This window comes from Akkermansia sp. NBRC 115031 (assembly GCF_030268505.1).
GTDB lineage: Bacteria > Verrucomicrobiota > Verrucomicrobiia > Verrucomicrobiales > Akkermansiaceae > Akkermansia > Akkermansia massiliensis.
On record NZ_BSQU01000002.1, the window covers coordinates 309,387 to 336,189 of the forward strand.

A 26,803-nucleotide genomic window follows, 5' to 3' on the forward strand; every position below is an offset into this window, starting at 1 on the left:
GCCATGGAAATCCCGAGTGGACAATTTCCTGACTCGGGGAAATACCAAGGAAAAAAGGAATACGGATGGTATCCCGAAAAAAATGGCTGATATTGGCGTTCCTTAATAAAAAAGCGCTCTGTAAATCGGTTGCTTCCTGGTCATCGGGAAAGGCAGGAAAAGCTGGCGCAATCCTACTGGTGTTTGCCCTGCAAAAGCCGTTTGCCCTTCCCCAGGAGGCATCTCATTCGGGAAACAAACATTCGGGCAGAATCATTTTGCTTTCGGAAATCCCGGATCTTATCTTTCCACGGAGATTTTTTCCAATACTTGTAGAACAGCCCGTTATCCTGACGCAGGCTATTGGGCTGCCAGGGCTTGGGATGCCCCCAGTAATGAATGATGCCGGGACTGGTGGCGGCTTCCAACAAATCCTTCGGCTCTAGGGGATTATTCTCGAAGCTTTTTATTCCTTCCCAGCGGATCGACCAAATGGCGCCGTCGCAGATGTTCCACATGGGATGGAGCAAAAAAATACGTTCTTGATAACATGCGTTCAAAATATCCTGATCCTGCCAGGAGAGATGATGGATGTTGTTTTTCGCATAAGATAAAACTTGGGATTCAAACCGTTCTTCACGAATTTTCTTAACATGATAAAGAACAACGCCTGCATTGATGTAAATGGAATCCCTGCCCAGATTCATTTCCTGTTTCCAGCGTGAGAAAAACTCCTCAGTCAAATGTTCCGTAGTGAAAACGCCGGCGATGAGGCAATCCCCGAGCTCGGTTTCATACATGGAACTGATATCCCGGTTGAAAATGGTATCAATATCTACATACAGGGCGCGTTCCACCGTGGCGGGAAGTTCCCCTGCGAGGCCAAGACGGTAATACGTCGCTGCCGACCACTTGGAACCAACGGGAAAATCCTTGTATTTATCCTTCATGTCAATGAAGTGTAAACTCAGGCGGTAAGACCGTTGCAGAGAATTTAAACGAGCCGTATTGTCCTCGTTCAAACCGTCTGTCATGATGTAAATATCGGCATGAACGTCGGCTGGTAAATTCTCCATGAGGGAAACGATGCTTACCCCCGTTCCCAGCGCTCCCTTATCGTCTGTAGCGTATACGATGTTCATGGTAAAGGTCCGGCATGGACTATGGCAGGTGAAGAAATGGATCTGCGTTTCCCATCCGCGTTACTGGTTTCTATTGAGAAACAACATGGATCTTCCCATTCTTTCCAGGCGGTCCAGCCAGACGCATAAGGAAACGGTTCTATTCATGAGCGCAGTAAATGATTGTTCCATTCCTTCCTTTGCAAAACATGCCTTCGCATAGGCGTCAAAATAGGTCCGGTTCAGGTAGGGATGCGTCACCTTCCTGATTCTGCCCAGCAAGGAGGTCCTTTCCTCTTCGTCAAGAGCCAGCAACCTGTTGGAATGCAATTCCCTGATGATCAGGAAATGAACGGCGAACTGCCATGTGGGTTTTTTCATGGCTTCAAGTTCATCCAGCAAGGGCGCAAGGAGCGTATGAATGGAGACATGCCGGTAATTCACATCATGCATGGCGGATGATGCCCTTTGCCGGTAAATTGAGGTGACGGTTCCTCCCAGCCCGATCAGGGCTGTCTGCCTCATGCACCGCGTCCAGTACAGGCCGTCTTCTCCATAGGACATATTTTCTTCCCAGGACGGAAGTTGAAACGCAAGAGATGAACTCAGGATAACATTGCTTGGGTGCATGAATAGCAATCCCCTTAACCCCAATTTCCGGATGAATACAGGATGGGATGGGGGACGTGGCGCTATGTTGGCCAACTCGTCCAGGATGTGACGGTTGGAATAAACCAATATCTCAGGATGAAGATTGAAAAAATTAGCCGCCAGCGCCAAATGTTCTGGGTACCAGTAATCGTCCCCGTCCAGAAAAGCGATATAAAGGCCTTGGGCTTTCTTCATTCCTGCATTTCGTGCTCGCGAAACGCCGCCGTTGCGCTGGGAAATAAGATGAATTCTTTGGTCGTGAAAAGATTGGATGATAGAAACGGTTCCGTCTGTAGAACCATCGTCAACGATAATAATTTCAAAATCCTGAAATATTTGAGCCAGTACCGACTGAATGGTAGCAGCAATATATTTTTCCAGGTTATAGGCTGGAATAATAACGCTGAAAAATGGCTTCTGCATTTAGGAAGGAGATGGAACGCTTTTGGAGCTGGACGGGAATCCGGATGTGGAGGAAAGACTTCGCGCTGATTCTGGAGTAATAACAATCGGTAAATGGAGGAGGGAAAAAATCCCTCGTGACGCCTTCATTGTTAATCAACGCATTGATGGACCAAATCATAGCGGATTAAGAATCCGTGATTAATCAACGCCGCCATAAAAGATGCGCATGATAGGGAACATCAGGATGATAGGAGAATCTTTTTAATCCCTGTTATCCCCGTCATCCTTATATTCCCCATTACCTCTAACAAACTTTTTCCCAGATTTTTCCGTTGACGCCGGATTCTTAATCCGGTACAAACGTGACGCCTTATCTATAAGTACTGTGGATCATAGTCCATCTCGGGATTCACATTTCCTTTTCCGTGCCGCTTTTCTTCATGAATCCTCCGGAACTCCCCTCCATCAGCATTATTCTGACTGGGCATAATGAGGAATATTGCATTGGAGATGCCATCCGGAGCGTATTCGGGCAGGATTACGAGGGGCCGGTAGAAATCATCCTGTCTGATGACGGTTCTTCCGACGGTACCTTTGCAGTCATGCAGGAAATGGCGGCGGAGTACCGGGGACCGCACCGTGTGGTATTGAACCGGAATGAAACCCCTCTGGGGCGCGGGCCGCATATACGGCAGGCCGTGGAGCTGGCCACCCATGAATGGATTCTCCGTCAGGACGGAGATGACTGTTCCTTCCCCTGGAGGTGCAGGATTTTTGCCGGAGTGGTGACGGAGCATCCGGATGCCGTGGCTGTCGTTAGCCAGATGACCCGCGTGTATGAGGAAGCCGGCGTTATGTTCGAATTCCCGGCGTTTCCCGCTGTTCCGGAAAAGGCCCCGGTGATCAGGCTTCAAGAGGGGACTTTCTCCTCCACTGCCCATTACGGAGGCAGTATGATGATCAGGAAAAGCGCCTGCCAATGGGGGCGCTCCCTACCGATGACGGACAATTTTGAAGATGACCTGATGGGATTTCATGTGTGGCTGCAAGGCAGCATCTATGAATTGCCGGATGTCTCCCTGTACTATTACAGGTTTGCCGTCAAAAATATTTGTGCCGTCAACAGTGCAGCGCGGTTTGCCAGCATGAAAACGGCTGCGGCCTTTGAAAAAAGGGATCGGATGATGCGGCGCCAGTTGAAGAAAAGCAAGGAAGCCGGCCTGGAACTGTGTAAGGACTTGTTGAAGGGCCGCACTCCGGTTTTCCGTTCGCGGGAAGAATTGCTTGCCGAAATGGAGGAGAGAAGAAAGGCGATACGTTGCATTGATCAACAGCAGAACTGGTGGAACTATTCCTTCCGCCGAAGGTGGGCGCTAAGGAAGCCGGGATGGATGGGCATCGTCCATTGCTTGCCGCAAAAACTGTATCTGTTCTGCATGGTCTTCTTTTTCAAGCTCAGGAAAGTGAAAAGAGCCGTTTGTGGAGTGCGGTAGGGGGTGCCTGAAGACCCCGGATGGAAAGGGACCGCCAGGGCAGGGAAAAAGCTCTTGGATAAAATCTCCGTGAAGTGTTCATGGAACCATGTTCTGCATGGCTGCTTCCTCTGCTGCATGTGGAATAGCGTGTGCAGGTTTGAGTGCGTGGAATGGGAAAAAGGGGATGAATGCGTATTCATGCGCGAAAAAGAAGAAGGGGAAATCTTGATACCGGTCATTTGGCAGATAGGGACACAGGGGGATGAACTGCATGCAGGGAAGGGCGATGCATAATCTTTGTCGATAGGTGAAAGCCTCCAGGAAGCTTCTTTTCAAACCGAAGGGATTGATCGGAGGGATGTAGGGAAAAAATGAAGGAAGTGCCGTATTTCATGGAATCATCCTTCTTTGGTTGTCCGGAAAAACAGAAATCAGGATAAGAAAGCAAAAAGCATTTTATGTTTTGTTACTAAAAATGAGAACTGATGGCTTAACCGCGAATTTCTAATCCGGATTCAATAAAAAATACTTAATATAAATGGTGACAGTTGAGGGGAGGCAATCCTGGAAAGAAATGTCCTTCCTGTCGTGCAGCAGCATGAAGCCGTATAAAAAGCTCATAATGTGCATGTTGGTAAACCTTCATGTATCCGGACAAAGAACCCGGATTAGAAATCCTGTATTTCTCCACCGAGTTTTAAATCTGGAAAATGGAAGAAAAGAACAGGCATCTCCGGGATAGCCGCTATGGTTGGATAGAATTCAGCGTGATTTTAATCGCCTATAATCTGGAGCATTATTTGAGAAAAACCGTTCAATCCGTATTGGATCAGGAATTTAAGAATTTTGAATTGATCATCGTTGATGACGGCTCGACGGATGGCACCCTTCAAGTGGTGGAATTTTTTCAGGATTCCAGAATTAACGTCATTTCCCAGGAAAATGGAGGCGCTTCGCATGCCAGAAACACGGGAATGAAAGCGGCCAAAGGAAAATACGTGGCGTTCCTTGATGGAGATGGCTACTGGTATCCTGATCATTTGAAGATGGCATATGATTTTTTCCGGAAGCATCCCGGCGTGTACGTTTATGCCGCCAGATATACATGGAACAGGGAGGATTGCATTCCCCGCAGGAAGGGAAAACCGTGCTCCTTCGTAGTCAGGAAACTGGGGTTAAGAGGGCTTTTATCCATCCATACGAGCAACGTTGTTCTGAATTCCTCCCTGGCATCTTCTCTTCCCTTATGGGAAGCAGGCATGAAATACGGAGAGGATGTCCTGTATTGGATGCGGTTGATGAGAAGAACGGCGATGATTGGCTTGGGAAAAAGAGTGGGCTCCATCTATGTACAGCGTGCCGGCTCTGCCATGCAGGAGCAGGCTTGCCGTGATATTTCCGTGGAAGACCTGCTGACGCGCCGGCTGGAGGAATGGAAACTGATGCCGGACAGGGAATGGCAGTTTGCCGTGCACTTTTTAATTTTGCGGGAATTACATGTGCCCAGACTGCTGAAGATGGAGAAAGAAGCCCGTATCCGGTTCCTCAAAGAGATTGGTTCCATGCTGCATGGATGGCTGGAGGGACCCTGTTTTAATGCTTATGTGCAGGCCTGCTCGCGGGAGGAGCCGGCTGAGATGGAAAAGGCGTTTGACAAGCTCCAGGCCCGGGTAAACTGCTGGTGCGTCTGGGCGGACAGGGCGGAAAGATGGTGCATGCGCCCCTGGTCTCTCCTGGTAAATGGGTTGTATAAGGGATTTCTATGGGGCAAGTAAATTCCCTTTCCGCAAGGGGTCCGGAAAACCCGGAAAAAGGGATGGAGGAGAAAAGGCAAGCCGCTCTTCCCTGCGTCAACCAGATTTACCGGTAACGGCTTCTCCGTAGTAAAAAGAAAAAGCGCCTTCCCACGGATAGTGGAAAGGCGCGGTAAAAGGAAAGAAAGCGTATACCGGATTAATACACGTCCCGCTGGTAGCGGCGGTGCTGTTTCATGTCCGCTACGTACTCCGCAGCTTCTTCCGGAGTCTTGTGGCCCCAGGTCTGGATAACTTCATGAAGGGCGGCGTCAACGTCCTTGGCCATGCGGGAGGCGTCTCCGCAGACGTAGAAGCATGCGCCGTTTTCCAGCCATTTCCAGAGCTCTTCGCCTTCCTGGACCATGAGATGCTGAACGTATACCTTCTTCTCCTGGTCGCGGGACCAGGCTACGGACAATTTCAATCTGCCGTCCGCCGTCAATTTGGCCAGCTCGTCTTCATAGCAGAAATCGGTAGCTTTGTATGGGTTGCCGAAGAACAGCCAATTGCCGCCCTTGTCCCCGGAGGCGATGCGTTCCTCCCAGAATGCCCGGAAGGGGGCGATGCCGGTGCCGGGGCCAACCATGATGATGGGGGTATCCCCGTCTTCCGGCAGGCGGAAATTCTTGTTGGTATGCACGAACACCCTGGCCGTATGTCCCGGCTGGAGGCGGTCCGCCATGTAAGTAGAGCACACGCCGCCGCGCTTGCGGTCCCGGGCCGTGTAGCGCACCGCGCCCACGCACAGATGCACTTCTTCAGGGTGGGCGTTCGGGCTGGAGGCGATGGAATAAAGGCGCGGCATGATCTTTTTCAGGATGCCTGCAAAAGCCTCCGCAGATTCAAAGGAGGCCGGATACTCCGTTGCCAGATCCAGCACGTCGCGTCCCCACAGGAAATCGCTGAGCGCGTCCTTGTCCCCGGCCAGCAGGGTTTCCAGCTCCTGACTGCCGGAAGCGGTTGCCCATTTGGTCAGCAGGGCCTTGTTGACATTGGTGATGTCATAGCAGTTGATCAGGGCGTCCCGCAGGCTGGCGGCTCCCCCCTCCGGCGTGGGAACCTGGGAATCCGGGCTGAGGCCGAGCTTTTCAATCAGGGCGTCCACCAGGGAAGAATCATTGGAGGGAATGACGGCCAGGGCGTCTCCGGCAACGTACACCATTCCGGCGCCGTCCAGGCTGTATTCAATATGGATCGTTTCTTTCGGGCTGCCTTCCCCGGTGAGGTGCTTGACGGAAAGGACGGGTGCGGGGAACGGATTCTTTTTGCCGTACGGTTCGGTTGTCATGTGTAATGTAAGTTTCTGGAATGGAATAACGGAAATTACCAGCGGATGGCTGCGGCGCCCCATGTGAGGCCTGCGCCGAAGGTGACCAGGACGACGTTGTCCCCCTTGCCGAACCTGCCGGTGCGGCGCGCTTCGTCAAAGGCGATGGCCACGGCGGCGGCGGAAGTATTGCCGTATTTCTCAATATTGATGAACACCTTGTCCTCCGGGATGGAAAGACGCTGGGCCACGGCATTGATGATGCGGAGGTTGGCCTGGTGGGGAATGATCAGCTTGATGTCATCCGACGTCAGGCCGGCGCGTTCAATCACGCTGGCGGCGGAATCCTTCATGCGGGGAACTGCCTGGCGGAAGGTCTCCTTGCCGCGCATGGCGAGGGTAGCCAGGCGTTCGTGGGCGTTCTCCACCGTGGTGGGGCAGCGGGAGCCGCCGCCCGGAATCTGGAGCAGGTCGTGCAGGGCGCCGTCCGTGCCGATGTCCGTAGCGAGGATGGAGCCTTCCCCTTCCTCTCCCGTGGAAGCCTGGAGCACGGCGGCTCCGGCGCCGTCCCCGAACAGGACGCAGGTGGTGCGGTCCTCCCAGTTGACGACGGTGGAAAGTTTTTCCGCGGCGATGATGAGGGCCGTCTTCATCTGGCCCGTGCCGAGGAACTGGACGGCCGTTTTCATGGCGAACAGGAAGCCGGAGCAGGCGGCGGAAATGTCAAAGGCGGCGGCATTCTTGGCGCCCAGGGCGTCCTGGATATAGCAGGAGGTGGAAGGAGTGAACGTATCCGGCGTAATGGTGGAGACGATGATCAGGTCGATATCCTCCGGCTGCAATCCGCAGGATTCCAGCGCCCGCTGGGCGGCCTTCGTTCCCATGTGGGAGGTGTACTCGTCAGGGGCGGCGATGCGGCGTTCCACGATGCCCGTGCGTTCGATGATCCATTCGTGGGAAGTGTCCACCATCTTCTCCAGGTCCGCATTGGTCAGACGGCGTTCCGGAACATAGGAGCCCGTACCGATGATCTTGACGGGCAGTCTTTTAAAGGCGATATCAGAATTTGCGGCCATAGCTTTGGGCGTATGATGAACAGAAAACGTCCTGACGTTTTATGTGGGGACAGTCTAAAAGAAAGGAGGCCTGATGACCAGCACAAAACACGGGACTCCTGCCATGCCGTAAACGGATGGCTTACAACAGCCATCCCTGTCCGTTGGCGGGCGGCGTGGCCCCCATCTTGAGATAGGCGGAAGGCATCGCCACGCGTCCCCTGGGAGTACGGTTGATGTACCCCTGCATGATCAGGAAAGGCTCGTGCACGTCCTCCAGCGTGGAAGCGTCTTCCCCCACGGCCACGGCCAGGGAGGACAGGCCCACCGGACCGCCGTTGAACTTGTAAATCATGGCTTCCAGCAGGCGCTTGTCCATCTCGTCCAGGCCGTCGTCGTCAATCTCGATCATGGTCAGGGCATCGTGCGCCAATTGCTCCGTAATCACGCCGTCGCCGCGTACCTGGGCGTAATCCCGCACCCAGCGCAGCAGGGAATTGGCCACGCGGGGAGTGCCGCGGGAGCGCAGGGCGATCTGTAACGCGCCTGACGGTTCCACGGGAATGTTCAGCAATCCGGCGGATCGCTCGATGATCGCGCACAGATCCTCCTGCGTGTAATAATCCAGCCGGTTCACGAGGCCGAAGCGGGAACGCAGCGGGCTGGTCAGCATCCCGGCGCGGGTGGTGGCCCCCACCAGGGTGAACTTGGGAAGATTCAGCTGGATGGAGCGGGCGTTCGGGCCCTGGTCGATAATAATATCCAGCCGGAAATCCTCCATGGCCGGGTACAGGTACTCCTCAATGGCCGGATGCAGGCGGTGGATCTCGTCAATAAACAGGATGTCCCCTTTTTCCAGATTGGTCAGCACGCCTGCCAGGTCCCCCGCCTTCTCGATCTGGGGGCCGGACGTCGTATGGATGCGGCAGCCGACGGCATTCGCGATAATATTGGCAAGCGTCGTCTTCCCCAGGCCAGGGGGGCCGCTCAGCAGAATGTGGTCCAGCACGTCGTCGCGCTGTTTGGCGGCTTCCACCATCAGCATCAGGCGATCCTTGATCTTCTCCTGCCCGCGGAACTCGCTGAAGGCGGGCGGCCTGAGGGACAAATCAAAGGCGGAGGGGGGTGTCTCCGTAGTGCGTGTGTAAAAGGACTCTCCCATGCGCAGGACTAGCAAACCTGTCTTTGAGGCATACGTCAAGATGGAAGTGCGGGGGGGAAACGCCTTTTCCGGGACATGCCGGAAGCCTCTGGCCTTTTTTGATTGCGGATGGAGTGTGGTTCCGTCAGAATCACGCGCAATGAAATGGCGTATCCTACCTCTTCTGCTGGCGATGGGCGGCAGTGTTTTTGCCGCTGGCGATGTGGAATCCCGTCCCTATCACATCATCCCGGAACCAGTCGAAGTCAGCACTTCCTCCGGCGTCTGTAAATCCCCCAAAATCCTCAAGCAGGCCGCCAACAAGGCTCTGGGACCGGAGGGATACAAAATCACCATCAAGCCGCAGGGCGTGGAAATCCAGGCTGGCGGCCGCGCGGGCCTCTTTTACGCTAAAAACACGCTGGAACAGCTCCAGGCCCAGTACAAGGACGGCGGCATACCCTGCGGCGTCATTGAAGACAAGCCCCGGTTTGGCTGGCGCAGCATGATGATGGACACCGCGCGCCACTTCGTGCCGGTGGAGGACGTCAAAAAATTCATTGATGTGATGTCCTTCTACAAATTCAACAAGCTCCATTTTCACCTTACGGATGACCAGGGCTGGCGCCTTCCGGTGCCCGGATACCCCAAGCTGGAAAGCGTGGCCTCCAAGCGTAAGGAAACCTTTGGCAACAAAACTCCCCATGGTGGCATGTACACCAAGGAACAGCTTAAAGACCTGGTAAAATACGCGGCTGCCCGGAACATTGAAATCATCCCGGAAATAGACGTGCCCGGCCACAACCAGGCCCTTTGCACCGCCTATCCGGAATTCCTCTGCTTCCCGAACCCCAAACTGGAAGTGCGCACGAATGCGGGCATCTCCTACACGCTGGTATGTCCCGGCAACCCGGACGTCTGGAAATTCTACAACGCCGTCTTCAATGAACTCAAAGACATCTTCCCATCCCAATACGTCCATCTGGGCGGAGACGAAGCGCCGGAAGACAACTGGATGAAATGTCCCAAATGCGCCGACTTCCGTGAAAAAGCCGGTATCCATGAGGAAAACAAAAAGGCCGCCGCGCAAAAGGAAATGGTGGAATTCTTCACCCGGTGCGCCAAAATGCTGAAAAGCCGCGGGAAAACGGCCGTCTTCTGGTATGAACCCATGGGCAAATATCCGGACGGAGTGATAGTCACTACGTGGAGAGGCGGTCACACGCCTAAGACGGTTGCCAACACCACGGGCGACAAGGTGGACGTCATCTGCGCGCCCAACGGCAAATGCTACTTTGACTATCCCCAGCTTCCCGGTGACTGGCCTTCCGGCCAGCCGGATACGGGCTGGATGCCCGTCAACACGCTGGAAAACGTGTACTCCCTGGAACCGGAACATGGTCTCTCTGCCAAAGAAATGGAACGCGTGCGCGGCGTAGACTGCTGCCTGTGGGCGGAACGTCTGCCGAACATCGAACGTGTCTTCTACCAGGCTTACCCGCGCGCCCTGGCCCTCGTGGAAACCGCATGGTCCCCCAAGGAGGTGAAAAACCTGAACCGCTTCAAGGACAAACTGGAATTCCACAAAAAATTCATGCAGAAAAAATGGGGTATCGATCTTGAACGCCCGGGAAAGAAATAATGACCGGACAGCAAGAGTCCCTTCCTGAAAGATGCAAACGTTGAAAAAATAGTAAGAACGTTCTTTCCCTTTCTGAAGAAGAGAGGCATCGGGCACGAAGGACTCAACCTTGTTCAATGACAGGCTTCTGTAGATAACAGAAGCCTGTTTTTTGCATGGTATGCATGATTCCTTTCCCATTCTCTTTGAAGAGTCCCAGGCAATACCTCTGTGCTTTCCATCCTTTTCAGGCAACGGGGAAGAGGCGAGAAGAGCCGGGGAAAAACAGGAAAATGCCTCCCAAGTGAAAAAAAGATTGCCAACCCCCTCTTCTGCCGTTACATTACCCCCGCTTTCCTATCTAACACAATCTATCAACGGGCAGGTGTCAGAGTGGTCGAATGAGCACGCCTGGAAAGTGTGTGTACTGGCAACAGTACCGAGGGTTCGAATCCCTCCCTGTCCGCCATCAATTTTCTGCCGCAATATATTCGTAATGAGTATATTGCGGTTTTTGCTTGTAGGAGGGTGCGGAAAATTGTGGGAAAAAGCGATTATGTTTTGCATCTTGGTTTCTAAAATAGTATAGTGTGTTGAAAATTCAAATTCTTAGAAGATATGGGAGAATGGTCAAAGAAGATAGGAGAATATGGGGAAGATGTCGTATACCAAATACTGTCGCTTGTTGGCTGGAGTGCAGCAAGCAAGGGAAAAGACATTCCTTGTGTTGATAAAGAAAACCATGCTAAAAATGGCACAAAAGAACGAATAGAACATGGTATTGATTACATGTATACATACATGAGCCCTCTTGTTTCTGGACAATTAGTTCATGCATTAATATCATCAAAATATAGTACAAACAAATACCCCAATAGCCCAAATAGACTTGTTCGGGAATATACGAATGATTTAGTTTCCGCCTTAGATTGTTTTGATGGCTCGAAAATACAAACCGATATGGACGAAAAATTCGAATACTCTTCGACTAATGATGTAGGCGTTCTTTTTTGGTTAAACAATATTGCAGAAGAGGATGATGATCTGGTACAAAAGATTAGTTCCATGAGATTAGATGCAAATACAGTAAAGAAATCTCTATATATAATAGACAACAAAAGAGCTGGATTCATATTGCAATTAATGTTATATATAAAAGCAAACGAATTTAATTATGACTATGATTTTTATTACCCAAATACAGGATTAAATATAAATCCTATAGACAGGAAAAATGTTGGTAAAATTTTACCAATTGAATATTTTAATTCACCAATTATTCCGATAAAGCTCACTAACAAGAAAAGTAGAGAAACGAGCTTGTTCTTAGGCATTTTAGATAATTTTGAATCAGATAGTCTTATTCGCTTAATCGGCCTTGCAAAAGATATCACAACAGAACTTACTGGTAAAGTAGTAATCGGATTTCATGATTACAATAGGCTTAATGATGAAGAGTACGTTTCTACAGCAAAACAACAATTCCAAGACGATATTTTTACTAAATCTGTTAAAATAATAAATTACACTAATCCATTAGATCTTCTTATTGAATGAAAACAGAGCATAAAGATATAAAGACAGTACTTCCTTATGGTGAGAATTTACGTGGATTTATACAACAAAAATTTATATCTGAATCAGAGTTGCATAAAATATTGAAAAAAAGAGGAATATATGCTTTATCTTCTGATAAGGAATATACTGTTCCTTTGATTCAAACGTTATTGATAAGCCCTCAAGAATTTGATTTGATAAGGGATGCTTTTTCTTCAAAGGAAGACAACAAAAAAATAATTTCTCGAGATATCAAGTGGACAAATAATGCAAATATTTTTGCACAAGATGTTCGTCAAATTGATGGTAATATTATTGCCGATTATTTAAAACGATATTTACCAACATGTAAATTAGAAAGACCATTGAAATTAAGTATTGTTGAAGATAATCCCAACCATGTAAAAGCAGAATTTACGCTAAAGAGGGTGGATCGAAATAAAGCATGGTACGAACAAACCAATTTATTTACAGGCTCTTTTCAGTTCATTAGAGACACAAATTCAAAAGGGCGCGTGGTCATAGAACATACTTCTCCTGAAACTAAATTGCTTGCAGAATTTGCGACATCACAACAAATAAAAAATTATAAGTCCAGAGGAGTAATACCTGATGATGCTATATTAAGGAAAATAATTTTTAACGAGTTCAAAAATGGGGAGCGTTTTGATTTTTTCTTCCAATTGACAAGTAAAATTTCTAGTGATTTTTTAGAATTTGAAGCAATAAAGGATGTTTCTATACAACCGGAGGAAACTGTTTCTCAAGCAGATATAAAATGGATGGAGAAAATTAAAAAACTAGCATTAACTGGAGAAGAATTAGATAAGAAATTTTTCATCCAAGACAAAAAATATCATACGGACTTAAAACTATGGTCTATGGATTCTTCATTCAAATATTCATACAGGGGCCACAAAGGGATAGTTAGAGTCAATTTTGGTTTTCCTGATTTCAATAGTGGAAAAAATGAGACAGCAGAATTTGAAATTAACATTTCTACTTTAACCTCTTCCGATTCCATAAATTTTATAACTAGAAATATGTTGAAAAAGAATCTCCTGTCTGATATCGATCGTCTCAAATCAGCCGCCTATGATACATTTGTATCTAGTAAGATAAAATAATATATGGAACTAGATTTTATAGAAACAGAAATATCTACTATTAGTATCCACAAAGTAGGTAATAAATTTACTAATGAAGGGTGTATATTTTCAAAAGCACCCATTTTCATATCTAAAGATTTACAAAATATTTTAGTTCATTATTTTGTTTCGTCTTTTAACTTGAATGAATTCTATCGATTCAGTCATGAAATAGATCTAAACTTAAATGAATTGTATCTATTTTCAAAAAATATTTTTTCTGACAAAAAAAAATTCCATGATCAATCCTTAAATATTGCAAAGTATTTATATGAAAAAAGTAATCATCCTAAAATAAGAGGAGGAGAACTGTATGTAGTTCATTTTAAGAAATGCCTGCTAAATAATAAATATGTAAATGCTATTGGGATTTTCAAATCAGAAAATAGAAATACTTTTTTACGTGTTTTTCTATCAGATGACAATGATTTTGTTATAGAAAGTGAAAAAGGAATCGATATAAACAAACTAGATAAAGGTTGTATAATATTTAACCAAGAAGAAAAAGATGGATTTTTAATTGCGGTTGTGGATTCATCGAATAAAAACACACGTCCAAAATACTGGACAGATGATTTTCTTCATATTGTTCCGAGAAAAGATTCATATCAAGATACAAAAAACATTTTAGCTATTTCTAATTCATTTATATCTAAAAAAATAGGAAAAGACGAAAAATTTACTAAATCTGACCAGGTAAAATTAATTAACAAATCATTTGAATTTTTTGCAAATAACATAAATTTTAGTATAGATAATTATGCTAATGATGTTCTAGCCGAATACGGTCTTGTTGATAAATTTGATACATATAAATCAAAATATTTGCATGATAATAACATAGAAATTTCAGATGATTTTCATATTTCTAAACAAGCTTTAAAAAAGCAAATGAGAAAATTGCGAGGTCTAATTAGATTAGATGATAATTTTGAAGTTTTAGTACGCAATAGTAATAATTATATTAAGAGAGGTTTTGATAAAGAATCTGGCCTATATTACTATCAATTATTTTTTAATGAAGAACATTAAATATTGAAAATACAATTTCACCCATTTGTCACTTCTTCCTGATTAGGTTCGTAGCTTCCAAAATCTGTTCCAATCAGGATTTTCTTCTTTTGAATGATTGTCCCTAAGACTGTTCTTGCCCTAAATCTCTCCAAGAACCTTCCCTGCAATCTCTAAGTCATTCCTCTATATCCTAAACAATTTTCATAGGAATAATTTTAGAATTAATTGCTTAGAATTATTTTAATTAAAAATGCCTTCGTACAAAACTGATTGACCTTGGAAGTCCTGGAATCTGGTCATACGTAATCATACATTTGGTAATTCCTCCATTTATTATATTCATACATTGAGTGAGATTATTTTTCTTATAACTTATTTGTTTCCATGCGCTTATGAATTTTCATGAAATTTCTGGAAACAATACTAGATATACAGCGGTATACATTAAAAATTCTCTCTTTTATCTTAAGTATACATTGTATGAGACCATTTTTATCATAACTTGCTCATTACAATAAATTTGTAAATTTTAAACCCGTTTTATATTCCTTCATTACTTCATTGTACAGGATCATTTTTGAAATCCCATGTTTGAGAAAATGCAGATTACTGTATACGTAGAATCATTTATACACAGATTATTTTATTCTTAATAGTCCTAGAATTGATTGTATGGATTTTTTAGCCTCTCCCCTTACCAATTACCTTCTTTCCTGAATAATTTCCGTAGAAATCAATTTAGAATTAATTGGGCTATATTCCTTTGATTCCAAGTGATGAATGCTGTTTGGATGACCACGAGGAAAATGTTTTTTTGAAAACGGCTTCGTACAAAATCCTCATAGGGAAATGATGCCGTGTTTTTGGTCAATGGTACGTGCTATTCTTACTAATGAAGGGTAATTTATTCTGAATGACTCCAGGATCATTTGTAAGGATTTCAAAGGAATGATGGGTATTACCCATACGAAAATCTGAAAAATGACCGCAAAAAATAATTTTGCCTTACAAAGGGCTAAATGGATTTTCCTCTTTTCTCACCTGATACATTTCCTAAGGGAGAAAAAGTTTTCATTTTTACCATAGGTTCACGGCATATTTAACGCTTGTGAAGAATAATCGGGATTCCCCAATAGCTTTATTCGTTTATTCCAGCAATGTCGGTTTTGGGTTTTGGGTAGGCTTTATCGGTAATCCATTTTTTCGTTTCAGCCACCATTTCGGGGGTGACGGTGAAATCGTAATTGGCATAGTCGCCGATGTGGAATTGTCCGGTTTCGAAGAAGCCCCATTTCTCGAAGAAGTCGGTCAGGTCGGTTTTTGTGACGTCACAGCATGCCCTGATGAATTCGAACTGGTATTTAATGGTATCATTCCCTCCGTAGTTTCCTGCGTTGTTGCGCAGGTATTCCATGACGTCAGGGTAGAAGTCGGGATGTCCGTTTTCGGTAAAGTAGAGATGGAGCTGCCACAGGGGGACCAGCTTGTTGAAAACGTCCTTTGATTGCAGGTAGGCAATTTTCCCATCGATGATTTCCTTGCGCGCCTTGTCGTAGCTGCCCTGGCGTTTCAAGCGGCTTTCGTTGCCCGTTTTGGCGGCGGCTTGAAGAGAGAAGATGTTGTTGCTGACTTCCGTCATGCCGCCCCAGGTCATCGGGCGCATTTGCATCACGTGGCCGACTTCGTGGGAGAAGCCCCAACAGGCGTCGCCTTTGAGGACGTTTTCAGGATCGGTCACCATTCGCATCGTACCATTGTCTCCCAGGTAGGCTACTCCATCACCGTCGCGGAACATGTAGTAGTTGAAGTTCACGCGGGCAAAGACGCGGTTTTTCGGGATTTTGCCGTATTTCTCAAGGCCCATCAGCTGGTATTGGATGCCTATCAGCTTGTCGTAGGCGTTGATGAGTTCAGTGCCGCGGTCCCTGGTGAATTTTTTCAGGAATTCGACGGGGTAGGCAACCTGGATGTATTTTCCCCGGGCGTCCATGATCGGGGAGACGGCCTGGTCAAGCAGGCGTACCCAGTCTTCGTTGGTATCGCCCCGGGTGGTGTCGAAATAGCCGTTGACTTTGCCCGTCACGAAATGGACGGGGATTTTCGGTGCCGTGTCGGCATCGTTGCTGAAGTAGCTGATGTAGGCGTTGGCGGGCGTTTCTACATCAATGATGTTGATTCCTTCCTTAAGGGGTATTTGCTTTTTGTGCAGTCCCCAGCCGTTGGGATCCTTCGTCGGCTGCACTCCTTCGGCCGGCTTGCGCATCAGGTTCGGGAGCAGAAGACTGATTTCACGCCCATCCGTCTTGCCGACCAGCACGACGTGCTGCCCTTTTTCCAGATAGACGCCCGTCATGTTGTCGTATTTACTGAATCCCTCTCCGATTCTAAGGTTTTTGCCCGTCTGGCGCGGTGAGGGGAGGGCCTGGTATTCGGCATACAGGTAGTCCGGCTTGTAGTTGCCTGCCAGGATTTTGCCCGCGAGTTCCTTCATCGCGTCAGACTGGAAGGCGGAAATGTCTTTAACATGCTGCTTCAAAGCCGTGCAGGAGGCATCCTTGAATAGTTGGAGGTCGTTGCCGATGCTTTCCGGAGTGTTGGCCGCAAGTACGGATGCGAGCGACAACAGGGGCAGGGAGAGGAATGAAATGATTCGGTTCATGATAACGTGGGAGTGGGTGATTCTATGATGTTACAAGTTACATTCTCCGTTTTCCTCTTCTTTCACCATTTCTCTTTTTACCGGCAAACGAAAAAATCAACCTGCTTCAACGGAAGACGGGGCGGGTTGATGAATGGGAACGCTCTCACGTTGTATAGCTGGTTTTCTTTTCGTATGGCGTGTTTTTTAAGGCTTCCATGTTTTACTCAATTGCCTTCCCATACTGCGGTAGTCCTATGAGGGCGTTTGCGACTGTAACCCTTGAGCCATTTGATTGAGTCCTTCTGAAATTCTTCGACATCGGCATAGAATTTCTACCACGCGCCTCCCCGCAATATTCTCTTCCTGTCATCCGTCAGAATGGCTTTTATGTGCCATCCGTGTTGCTGATAGAAGAACAGCACGTTGTTGTTCAGGATGAGGGCTGCCTGATCGAGGCGTTTCTCCATGTAGAGAAAGCGGAGGCAACGGATCCATAGGTTTCTATGAGCATTTACAGGTAGATTCTGCCTGTGTTTTTGGGTTTGCCCGTACAGAGAGAGTCCGGCACAGCCGGGAACCTTGCTTTCCACAGCCATTCCTTGAAGCAAAGTCGCTCTTTTCGGAAGGATGGGCGCTGTTTTGAGTTGCTTGACTTGAGTGAACTCCTTTTCCAGTTTCAGAAACCATTTCCTGCGGTTTCCCGGATGCGGGGTTCCACTTCGAGAGACATTAAAGTTATAGAAATGATCGGCTTCTCACCCTCCTTTAAGAGTCTTATTCTTGAACGGAGAGGCTTCGATACTGTTTTAACAGGAGAGTAGCCTCCAACCGTTTTTCCAATTCCAGCTTCTGATGAAAGGGTCCTTCATTTTTCAAATCAGGTTATTGTTTTTGAGGGCTAACAAGCTTCTTTGGGTCAAGGCTACCTATTTTGCGCTGCTGGCTATTGTTACGGCTATTGCCTCCATTTACCTGGGCGAGTTTGTTCCGTTTGATATTTTTCAAAAGATCGGGGCCGATACGGTCGATACAATTTTGAATATCCTGGCTTCAAGCATGCTGGCGGTTACGACTTTTTCCTTAACCACGGTTGTTTCCGCTTATGCAGCGGCGACGTCGAGCGTAACGCCCAGGGCTACGAAGCTGCTGATGGAGGATTCCACGGCCCAGAATGCTCTTTCCACATTCATCGGTTCCTTCATTTTCAGCCTGATTGCGATTATTTTCCTGAATTCCGGCATGTATGACCAGCGGGGAAGGGTGGTTCTGTTTGTTGTCACCCTGGGGGTGATTGCCATTATTCTGGTCACGCTCATCCGGTGGATTGAGCATTTGTCCAGGCTTGGCCGGGTGGGAGAGACTTCCGAGCTGGTGGAGGGAGTAACGGAAAGGGCATTGCTGGAACGCGCCCGGGAACCCTATCTGGGCGCCAATCCCCTCGTTGATAGGGAGCTTGATATTCCGGAAAATGCCGTTCCCGTCAGGAGTGATCAGACAGGCAATATTCAATATATTGATATTGAAAAGCTGGACCATCTTTCCAGGGATAGAGATCTTGATCTTTACGTCGTCTCGCTCCCGGGGGATTTCGTGTCCGTTACCTCGGTTCTGGTTTATGCTGACAAGCCTGTGTCAAATGAAACCCGGCGTGATTTGCTTGGAGCGTTTATCATCGGGCATGAGCGCAATTTTGAACAGGACCCCAGGTTTGGATTGTGCGTGCTTGCCGAGATTGCTGCCAGGGCCCTGTCTGCAGCCGTCAATGATTACGGAACGGGTATTGATATTATTAACCGGGGCGTGCGGCTGCTGACGAAGTATGCCCGGGAAGAACGCCGTCCCGGCGTGAAGCACGAGAGGATATGGGTGCTTCCGTTGACCGTCTCCAATTTGTTTTCGGATATTTTCAGCCCTATTCTGCGCGACGAAGGAGGGATTATGGCGATTGACATCAAGTTGTTGAAGGCTTTTGCCGCATTGCATGGCCTGGATAACGGGCAGTTCAAGGAGGAAGCCCGCAAGTATTCCCGCCAATGCTATGAACATGCATCCAGAACGGTAGTGCTGGATGAAGATAAGGAAGTCCTGAAAAAACTGGTCATTGATTAGCTTGCTTGTCTTCACGGTGAAGAAGAGGGGTTTTAGAGGTCCAGGTATGGTTGAATGGGCTGAATCTTATTAACGGTCCACAGTTTCCCGGATGGACCAGGTTGCAAAAAGGCGTTATTTTCCGGGAGAATCCATGGGAGAGAAATCATCATGGTAAAACGGATGGCTGCCCGGAATTTCCATGTTCATCAATGGGGCAGCTACGGGCGTCATGTCTGTTGAATGATATTCAACATTTTCATGTGTAGTGTTTTTGGGCAGGAGGAAGTTTCATTCATTCCCCGGTTATTTTCTTCAGCATGTTGAATTTTCGATAGGTACCGGACCGTACATGACCATGATTCAGCGTATTGTCATGAAGGTAAGCACATGTTTTCGTACCGGAGTTCTTTTTTGCCTGTTGATGGCTGGCAGTCCTTATGGTTTTGCGGAGAAGCCCGTTTTAACAGACTGGAATTATTTGCCGTCCTACGGGCAGTCGCTTTCCGTAGGATGGACGGCCAAGCCGGTGGTGACGACGGAGCAGAAGAACGGCAATTTGATGTTCAAAGGCGGCGTTCGTCCTTTTGAGGGCGGCAATGACCGGAGCGCCGTGATTCCCCTGGTAGAAGGCATTTCTCCGGACGGCGCCAGGGGAGAGACGCCCGTTTCCGGCGCTGCCGGGAATTTCATGCGCCTGCTGAAGAAGCGTGACTCCGGGAAGGCGTCCAACGTCCGGTTCCTGTGCTCTGCCGACGGCGTGGGCGGCGTCAGCATCGGTGTTCTTTCCAAAGGCAACGCCCCCTATCAGCGTATTCTGGATGATTTGACAGCGGGGCGCGAGCTCGCCTCCAAGGCCGGCAAGTCATTTTCCATGCCTTGTTTCCTGTGGACGCAGGGGGAAACCGACCAGCAGGACAGGAAAACCGGGGAATGGTACAAGGAGAAGATGCGCGCGCTGATTCAGGATATTGACGCGGACGCCAAGGCCGTTACCGGACAGAAGAACGATGTGCTCTGCTTTGGATACCAGGTTGCCTCCCATCTCAATTATTTTGCCCAGAATCCGACGGATTATCCCGCGATTGCCGTGGCCCAGCTGGATTTGGCTCTGGAAAAGGACAGCCGGTACATCATGACTACGCCCATGTACCATTTTTCCTATAGCGACGGGGTGCATTTGACCGCTCCCATGTCCCGGCTTTACGGGGAGTATGCCGGATACGTCATGTACAAGGTGCTGGTGGAGGGCGTGCATTGGAAGCCCATCCATCCTGTCGCCCATGCAGTTGGCAGGAAGGGGAAGGACTGGACGGTAGACGTGAAGTTTTTCGTGCCTGTGCCTCCGCTGGCGCTGGATACCAAGACGATCCTTGATCCGGGCAATTACGGCTTTTCCCTGGTGAACGCGCAGGGCGAACCCCTGGAGATCAAGTCCGTCACGCTGAACGGCAGAGACGCCGTCCGCATCATAATGTCGTCCGACCCTTCCGGCTGTCATCTCCGGTACGGAATGACCTTGAAGGAGAAACTTCCTTCCGGCCCGCGCACCGGAGCGCGCGGATGCCTGCGGGATTCCCAGGGGGAGAAGGTAAAGACCCGGATTCAGGACGTCGTTTACCGCATGGACAATTGGTGTCCGTTTTTCGACTATCCCTTGGATTCCCGGAATGGGATGAACAAGACGGAGTCCAGGTAGATTTTCATGTGACTGCCAGATTTTTTTGGTTTCTCACTCCTTCAGCATGGTTTATCCATTCCTTTGGAGAGAGTCAGAGTTTCTGCTCTGGTCTTAGGATGGTACGGCATGGATTGCGGTTGTAGAGCCCTTCGGAACAAGATAAAGTCCAGTAATGATGAATTCCATGTTCAAGTTTTTGATGGGTGCGGTGTGCGCCGCAGTTCTGCCCGCCTTCGGGCAGGGAGAGAAGACGGATTTTCCCACGGACAAGGCGGTGACCGTATTCAGCGCTGGGGAAGGGAACCCTTATGCGTCCATCCGCATTCCCGCCTTGCTCAATATCGGGAAGGGGCAGCTTTTGGCGTTTGCCGAAGGCCGGTATAAGAATACTGACCAGGGGGAGAACGACATTATCATGAGCGTCAGCAAGAATGGCGGAAAAACCTGGTCACGCCCCCGGGCGATCGCCAAGTCGCATGGGGCCACGTTTAACAATCCGTGCCCGGTTTATGATGCCAAGACCAAGACCGTGACCGTCGTATTCCAGCGTTATCCCGCAGGAGTCAAGGAACGGCAGCCCAATATTCCTCAGGGTTGGGATGACGAGAAGTGCATCCGCAATTTCATGATCCAGAGCAGGAATGGCGGTTCCTCCTGGACGAAGCCGGAGGATATCACGAAGACGACCAAGCGCCCCACCGGCGTGGACATCATGGCTTCCGGCCCGAATGCGGGAACCCAGTTGAAGAGCGGCCCCCACAAGGGGCGCCTGGTGATTCCGATGAATGAAGGGCCGTTCGGCAAATGGGTGATTTCCTGCATTTACAGTGATGACGGCGGCAAAAGCTGGAAGCAGGGCCAGCCGACCGCCAATATGAAGGGCCTGGTGAATGAAACGTCCATCGCGGAGACGGATAACGGAGGCGTGGTCATGGTCGCGCGCCACTGGGGCGGAGGCAATTGCCGCCGCATCGTGTGGTCACAGGACGGCGGCGCGACATGGGGTGAAGTGGAAGATGCTCCGGAATTGTTTTGCGACAGCACGCAGAATTCCCTGATGACTTATTCTCTGACGGCCCAGCCTGCCTTTGGCGGCAAGAGCCGCCTCCTGTTTTCCGGTCCCAGCGCCGGACGGCGCATCAAGGGACAGGTGGCGATGAGCTATGACAACGGCAAAACCTGGCCGGTGAAAAAACTGTTGGGAGAAGGCGGTTTTGCCTATTCCAGCCTCGCCATGGTAGAACCCGGTGTCGTGGGCGTGCTTTATGAGGAGAATCAGGCGAATATCAAGAAGTTGAAGTTCGTTCCCATTACGATTGAGTGGCTGACCGACGGAAAGGATACGGGGCTGCCTTCCGGCAAGAAACCCCCCGTGGCTAAATAAGTTTTATGGGGAGGATGGATTATTTCATCCTCTATTTTGAGGTAGTGGCTAGTTTGAATTTGCCATACAGTAGTTCAAATTGTTGTTTAATATCAAAGCCTGGATGGGTATCAGAGGTTTTCATGATCTAGTGGTTCGCTCAATAGCCCTCATATAAAGGACGTGACAAAAAAGATTTTGTCGGGTATCTTCTTCTCTGTCGAATTCTTCATGAATTCGAGGATTGAAATATATGTGGGCTTTTGATAGCCGACGAGTGAGCATGGTGCAGGTTTTACCTGCACCATGCTGTTCGTTGAAATATAGTTTAATGCTTTCAATGGCATTGTATTTATGATGATGGTATCTCTCTCCGGTTGTTAATCATTAGGACTATTAGTTGGAAGATTTCAGAGTATAGCCATGTCTTGTGGTATTATTGTAGAGAACTTGATAGGAAAATGCCTGCGTCCACCCTCAAAAAGAATGAAAGAGAATTAAAGAATGTTGTTTACATATATCGAAATCTCTCGTTTTCTCATGGGAATATCCATTTGATGTATGACAAGGTGCGGATGGTTTGTCGGCTTGATTCCGGGGAGGACGCAGTTACCCTGCAAGGCATCCGTTGCCCTTGGAGCTCTTCCCATTCGGGAGGGCCGGCAAACGGAAGATGATTCCCCGTTTCAATATATGTCCTGGATTTATCTGGTGTTGGCCGGTCTCTGTGAGATCGGATGGCCTCTGGGCTTCAAGCTTTCACAGGCGCCCGGCACGGGTTCCGGCAGGTTTGCCGCCTGCATTGCGTTCTCCGTGTTCAGCATGGCCCTGAGCGGTTTTCTTCTGTGGCTGGCCCAGCGCAGCATTCCCATCGGCACCGCTTATGCGGTGTGGACGGGCATCGGCGCGCTGGGAACGTTTCTGGTGGGCATCCTGTGGTTCGGGGATTCCTCCAATGTCTGGCGCATGCTGGCGGCCACCTTCCTGCTGATAGGCATTATCGGGTTGAAGCTGGCCCCCGGGCATTGAGCTTCCCTGTAGGGCAATTCATGCCGGGGCGCCGGAGAAGGTCAGCGTGCAGCAGCCCTCCAGAAGGGTTCAACGGTGGGAAATATATTTTTCCCACACTGTTCCGCAGGCGTCGGAAGGCATGCGCCAGTCTCCTCGCGGAGAAAGGGCAATGGTGCCTACCTTGGGGCCGTCCGGCATGCAGCTGCGCTTGAATTGCTGCCGGAAGAAGCGGCGGATGAAGATGCCCAGGCAGCGGCGAATGAAGTCCGGCTGGAATTCGCCGCGAAAGGCGTGCTCCGCCAGATACAGGATTTTGTCCGGCTCTGCCCCGTATTTGATGAAGTGGAAGAGGAAAAAATCGTGCAGGTCGTAAGGCCCCAGCACGTCTTCCGTACGCTGTTCAATGGAGCCGTCGCCTGACGGAGGCAGAAGTTCCGGGCTGACGGGGGTGTTGTTGATGTCCGCGAGGGTGGCGGCCAGTTCCGGGGACGATTCTCCGGCGATGTGTTCAATGAGGCACCGTATCAGCGTCTTCGGAATGGAGCAGTTGACCGCGTACATGGACATGTGGTCTCCGTTGTAGGTGCTCCAGCCCAGGGCTATTTCCGACAGGTCTCCCGTTCCCACGACCAGCCCCCCGGTTTTGTTGGCCAGGTCCATCAGGATTTGCGTGCGTTCGCGGGCCTGGACGTTTTCATAGGTGGTAGTGCGTTCGGCGGGGTCGTGCCCGATGTCGCCGAAGTGCCGGAGGCAGCATTCGGAAATGGGGATTTCCCGAAGCTCCGCGCCCAGAAGGCGGCACATGGTTAAGGCATTGTCGTGGGTTCTGTCCGTGGTGCCGAAGCCCGGCATCGTGACGGCCAGAATGTCGGAGGCGGGGCGTTTCAACGCCCGGCAGGCGCGCTCGCAAATAAGCAGGGCCAGCGTGGAGTCCAGACCGCCGGAGATGCCGATGACAAGCCGCCGTGCATCGGTGTGCTCCATTCTTTTAGCCAGTCCCGCTGTCTGGATGGCGATGATTTCTTCGCACCGTTCCGGGCGGTGTGCGGGGGAGGGCAGAAATGGCCGCGCCGGATTAAAGGCGTATTCCAGACCGGGGGGGGCGGGAACTTCCGCCGGCAGCGTCAGATGAAGGGCATTTCCGGCAGGGGAAAGGGATTTGCTGTCATTGAAGGAGCTTTCGGAGAGGCGCGCCGCCGCCAGCCGTTCAAAGTCCACGTCCGCAAGGATGAGGGAGCTTTCCCTGCCGAACCGTTCGCCTTCAGCCGCCAGCCTGCCGTTGTCCGCAATGAGGGAATGCCCGCCGAATACGGTGTCCGTGGTGGATTCATGCACGCCTGCGGAGGAAAGGACATAGGAGCAGAGGCACCTGCCGCTTTGCTGCTTGACCAGTTCGCGACGGTAGGCGGCCTTGCCCGTGAGTTCCGTTCCCGCGGAGGGGTTGAATATGGCCCTGGCTCCCTGAAGGGCCAGTCCGGAGCTGGGGGGAATGACGCTCCACAGGTCTTCGCATATTTCCACGCCGAAGCTGAAGGAGGAGGCTGCATCGTGGAAGATGATTTCCGTTCCGAACGGAATATATGCCCCATTGACTTTGGCCTCCTTCGTCCCTGTTCCCAGCTCCCTGCCGGATGTAAACTGCCGCTTTTCGTAAAATTCCCGGTAGTTGGGGAGCACGGTTTTGGGGATCAGCGCCAGCACTCTGCCGGACTGGATGACCGCCGCCGTGTTGTACAGGGCATCTTCATGCAGGAAGGGCAGGCCCGCCACGGCAATGGTGCCTGAGCCTTCCGTCGCTTCCGCAAAGCGGCGCAGGCCGTCCAGGGCCGCCTCCCGCAGGCGCGGCTGGAAGAAGAGGTCTCCGCAGGAGTAGCCCGTGATGCTCAGCTCCGGAAAGACGACGGCAGCAGCTTTCTGTTCCGCAGCCTTCCGGAATCCGTCCATGAGCTGGTCGACGTTGTAATCCACATCAGCCACGCGGAGCTGGGGGACGGCGGAGGCAAGTCTGTAATATCCGAACATGGGCGGCGCAGTCTGGAAAATGGAGCCCGCAGATGGTCGTTTTCCCGTAATCAGGACGCAATCCGGGAGAAGCGGGCCTGATCCGGATACTAAAAGCTCGTGAAAGACTTGTAAAGCCATCAGTGGGGACTGCATCCCGCCCGTTTGCCGGGAGGATGAGGAAGCGGCAGGAAAAGGTATTCACCCGGCTGCCTTCAACGGGCCAGGCGGCGGGAGCGGCTCTTATGCCTTTTTCCTGAAATCCCGCGGTGCGGCGGCTTTTCATGTTCCGGGAACAGCATTGAAGCTGGAAAAACGGGAGAAAAGGAGTAAACCATCTCACAAAGCCCGATGAATAATACTGACCGATTTACCGGAAAAGCCGGGGCCTACGTTCAGGGCAGGCCCGGTTATCCCGCCGCCGTTGTTGAGCTTCTGACGCGGGAAACCCGCCGGGAGAATCCCCGAATGGCGGATATAGGTTCCGGAACAGGCATCCTGTCCCGCGCCATGGTGGAGCATGGCTGGACCGTGTACGGCGTGGAGCCTAACGATGACATGCGGAGGGAGGCGGAGAAGGTGCTGAAGGGTTTCCACCGCTTCCATTCCGTGCCGGGAACGGCGGAGCATACCCTGCTTCCCGGCGCTTCCGTGGACCTGGTAACGGCGGCGCAGGCGTTCCACTGGTTTGACGCCGCCGCGTTCAAGCGGGAATGCCGCCGTATTCTGGCCGCGGAGGGCAGAATAGCCCTGATCTGGAATTCCAGGGTGGAAGACGGCCCCATTGTCCGGGAGGAAGGGAACATCCATCGTCTTTACTGCCCGCGTTTTTATGGATTCAGCGGGGGCTTGGCCGACTTGACGGATAGACTCGGCGAGTTTTTCGACCACCGCTTCCGGGTATTCCGCTTTCCGAATGATCTGTCCTATACGCGGGACCAGTATCTCCGCCGCATGATGTCCGCCTCCTATGCCCTGACGGAAAAGGATGAGGGCCATTCCCCCTGGCTGGACGCCCTTAACGGGCTGTTTGACCGGTTTGAGACGGGAGGCCGTGTTACGGTTCCGAATGAAACCGTGGTGTATTTAGGGGCCTGCTGAGGACGCACCGTTCATGCACTGCATCCGGAAAAGGATGTTCACGCGTTCCTTTGCCGGTTGTTTCCTTGGCCTCCATCCAGTGCGATGTTCTTCCGGCAGAAGCCCGGAACCGCAACGGCCCTTCTGCCGGAATATCCCGGAAATGTCCGGCAATGAAAAAAGGAAAGCTTTCTTTCAATTCATGGATTGAAAGATGATGGCGGCAAGGACGGCGATGATTGCCAGAACAACAATGATGGTGGGAATATAGCGGGTTTTGTTCACGTCAAGAGTCCACTCCCTGTTGAGGCGGGAAAGATTCTCCCCTGCCGCGTAGCGGGAAAAAAGGTCATGAAGCTGGGAGTAATCCAGGGCTTTGGGAGCCATGTAAAGTTCCCTGTTCTTCCCGTTGACGAACGAGATTTCGCAATGGTAGTTTTCCGGACCGTTGCATGTGGTCTGGAGGAACTCGTCTCCGCGGCTGCAGATGATGAAGGCCTCCGTATCGTTTTTGATGCTGGAAAGGGCTTTCTCCTGTGTTTCGCAGGGATCTCCGGAGAGCTCCCAGACGATGGGAGGAAGGGATGAATGAAGGCTCATAATAGAAACGGAACGGTAGAGGAAGATTTCTCCTGCCGCCAGTATAAAAGAACTCCCTGCTTCATTCTTGAGAAGAGAACGGACCCTTGTACGATGCTCCGGAGGGTG

Annotated in this window: 21 protein-coding genes and 1 tRNA gene; 12 read left to right on the forward strand and 10 right to left on the reverse strand. The window is 50.1% G+C overall.

The features are described 5' to 3' along the window. Positions 1-173 precede the first annotated feature (173 nt). Positions 174-1,121 (reverse strand): glycosyltransferase family 8 protein, encoded by a 948-nt coding sequence (locus QSJ36_RS04040; RefSeq protein ID WP_285467109.1) that lies wholly within the window; start codon positions 1,119-1,121, stop codon positions 174-176. A 60-nt stretch (positions 1,122-1,181) separates the two neighbouring features. Then, entirely contained in the window at positions 1,182-2,174 is a 993-nt protein-coding gene (locus tag QSJ36_RS04045) for a glycosyltransferase (RefSeq protein ID WP_102737015.1), read from the reverse strand. A gap of 422 nt (positions 2,175-2,596) precedes the next feature. On the opposite strand from QSJ36_RS04045, the gene QSJ36_RS04050 reads away from it, so the two are divergent. Then, positions 2,597-3,649, forward strand: coding sequence for a glycosyltransferase family A protein (locus QSJ36_RS04050; protein ID WP_285467112.1), 1,053 nt, complete (start codon positions 2,597-2,599; stop codon positions 3,647-3,649). 78 nt (positions 3,650-3,727) lie between these two features. On the opposite strand, the gene QSJ36_RS04055 is transcribed toward QSJ36_RS04050, so the two are convergent. Then, positions 3,728-3,904, reverse strand: a complete 177-nt coding sequence (locus QSJ36_RS04055) for a hypothetical protein (RefSeq protein ID WP_156340794.1) — start codon at positions 3,902-3,904, stop codon at positions 3,728-3,730. A gap of 494 nt (positions 3,905-4,398) precedes the next feature. Between QSJ36_RS04055 and QSJ36_RS04060 the strand changes: the two genes are divergently transcribed. Next, positions 4,399-5,406 carry a glycosyltransferase family 2 protein gene (locus QSJ36_RS04060; RefSeq protein WP_285467114.1) on the forward strand — a complete coding sequence of 336 codons (1,008 nt, stop codon included), beginning with the start codon at positions 4,399-4,401 and terminating at the stop codon, positions 5,404-5,406. Positions 5,407-5,584: 178 nt separating this feature from the next. Here the strand turns inward: QSJ36_RS04060 and QSJ36_RS04065 are convergent, their stop codons facing one another. The 3 genes from QSJ36_RS04065 to ruvB form a co-directional block, all read right to left on the reverse strand. Continuing rightward, positions 5,585-6,715: an FAD binding domain protein gene (locus QSJ36_RS04065; protein ID WP_022397683.1), complete on the reverse strand. Its 1,131-nt coding sequence runs from the start codon at positions 6,713-6,715 to the stop codon at positions 5,585-5,587. A gap of 35 nt (positions 6,716-6,750) precedes the next feature. Beyond that, positions 6,751-7,770: a beta-ketoacyl-ACP synthase III gene (locus QSJ36_RS04070; protein WP_022397682.1), complete on the reverse strand. Its 1,020-nt coding sequence runs from the start codon at positions 7,768-7,770 to the stop codon at positions 6,751-6,753. A 121-nt stretch (positions 7,771-7,891) separates the two neighbouring features. Then, positions 7,892-8,911: a Holliday junction branch migration DNA helicase RuvB gene (ruvB, locus tag QSJ36_RS04075; protein ID WP_285467120.1), complete on the reverse strand. Its 1,020-nt coding sequence runs from the start codon at positions 8,909-8,911 to the stop codon at positions 7,892-7,894. 139 nt (positions 8,912-9,050) lie between these two features. Here ruvB and QSJ36_RS04080 point away from each other — a divergent pair, with 139 nt between their 5' ends. From QSJ36_RS04080 to QSJ36_RS04100, 5 genes are all read left to right on the forward strand, one after another. Continuing rightward, complete coding sequence (locus QSJ36_RS04080; RefSeq protein ID WP_285467122.1) at positions 9,051-10,532, forward strand: beta-N-acetylhexosaminidase; 1,482 nt, start codon at positions 9,051-9,053, stop codon at positions 10,530-10,532. Between the two features lie 358 nt (positions 10,533-10,890). After that, positions 10,891-10,980, forward strand: a tRNA-Ser gene (locus QSJ36_RS04085). Between the two features lie 149 nt (positions 10,981-11,129). After that, entirely contained in the window at positions 11,130-12,068 is a 939-nt protein-coding gene (locus QSJ36_RS04090; RefSeq protein ID WP_146019340.1) for a hypothetical protein, read from the forward strand. Beyond that, the gene (locus QSJ36_RS04095; RefSeq protein WP_146019339.1) at positions 12,065-13,195 is read left to right on the forward strand and encodes a hypothetical protein; all 1,131 of its coding nucleotides are present in this window, start codon (positions 12,065-12,067) and stop codon (positions 13,193-13,195) included. Before QSJ36_RS04090 ends, QSJ36_RS04095 begins: the two co-directional genes overlap by 4 nt. Positions 13,196-13,198: 3 nt before the next feature. Then, positions 13,199-14,248, forward strand: a complete 1,050-nt coding sequence (locus tag QSJ36_RS04100) for a nucleoid-associated protein (RefSeq protein ID WP_285467124.1) — start codon at positions 13,199-13,201, stop codon at positions 14,246-14,248. Between the two features lie 1,120 nt (positions 14,249-15,368). On the opposite strand, the gene QSJ36_RS04105 is transcribed toward QSJ36_RS04100, so the two are convergent. Then, on the reverse strand, positions 15,369-16,889 hold the full coding sequence (locus QSJ36_RS04105) for a M60 family metallopeptidase (RefSeq protein WP_285467125.1): 1,521 nt from the start codon (positions 16,887-16,889) through the stop codon (positions 15,369-15,371). 314 nt (positions 16,890-17,203) lie between these two features. After that, on the reverse strand, positions 17,204-17,338 hold the full coding sequence (locus QSJ36_RS04110; protein WP_258001252.1) for a hypothetical protein: 135 nt from the start codon (positions 17,336-17,338) through the stop codon (positions 17,204-17,206). Between the two features lie 385 nt (positions 17,339-17,723). Here QSJ36_RS04110 and QSJ36_RS04115 point away from each other — a divergent pair, with 385 nt between their 5' ends. The 4 genes from QSJ36_RS04115 (at position 17,724) to QSJ36_RS04130 (ending at position 23,032) form a co-directional block, all read left to right on the forward strand. Continuing rightward, on the forward strand, positions 17,724-18,980 hold the full coding sequence (locus QSJ36_RS04115) for a DUF2254 domain-containing protein (RefSeq protein WP_102728996.1): 1,257 nt from the start codon (positions 17,724-17,726) through the stop codon (positions 18,978-18,980). Between the two features lie 337 nt (positions 18,981-19,317). Then, positions 19,318-20,658 (forward strand): sialate O-acetylesterase, encoded by a 1,341-nt coding sequence (locus QSJ36_RS04120; protein ID WP_180975262.1) that lies wholly within the window; start codon positions 19,318-19,320, stop codon positions 20,656-20,658. Between the two features lie 166 nt (positions 20,659-20,824). Then, entirely contained in the window at positions 20,825-22,024 is a 1,200-nt protein-coding gene (locus QSJ36_RS04125; RefSeq protein ID WP_285467134.1) for a sialidase family protein, read from the forward strand. A gap of 672 nt (positions 22,025-22,696) precedes the next feature. Continuing rightward, positions 22,697-23,032, forward strand: coding sequence for a multidrug efflux SMR transporter (locus tag QSJ36_RS04130; protein ID WP_102727590.1), 336 nt, complete (start codon positions 22,697-22,699; stop codon positions 23,030-23,032). 69 nt (positions 23,033-23,101) lie between these two features. Here the strand turns inward: QSJ36_RS04130 and QSJ36_RS04135 are convergent, their stop codons facing one another. Further along, entirely contained in the window at positions 23,102-25,036 is a 1,935-nt protein-coding gene (locus tag QSJ36_RS04135) for an NAD(+) synthase (protein WP_102728999.1), read from the reverse strand. A 330-nt stretch (positions 25,037-25,366) separates the two neighbouring features. Here QSJ36_RS04135 and QSJ36_RS04140 point away from each other — a divergent pair, with 330 nt between their 5' ends. Next, positions 25,367-26,116 (forward strand): class I SAM-dependent methyltransferase, encoded by a 750-nt coding sequence (locus QSJ36_RS04140; protein ID WP_102729000.1) that lies wholly within the window; start codon positions 25,367-25,369, stop codon positions 26,114-26,116. Positions 26,117-26,290: 174 nt separating this feature from the next. On the opposite strand, the gene QSJ36_RS04145 is transcribed toward QSJ36_RS04140, so the two are convergent. Beyond that, positions 26,291-26,695 carry a hypothetical protein gene (locus QSJ36_RS04145; RefSeq protein ID WP_285467139.1) on the reverse strand — a complete coding sequence of 135 codons (405 nt, stop codon included), beginning with the start codon at positions 26,693-26,695 and terminating at the stop codon, positions 26,291-26,293. Between the last annotated feature and the right edge of the window lie 108 nt (positions 26,696-26,803).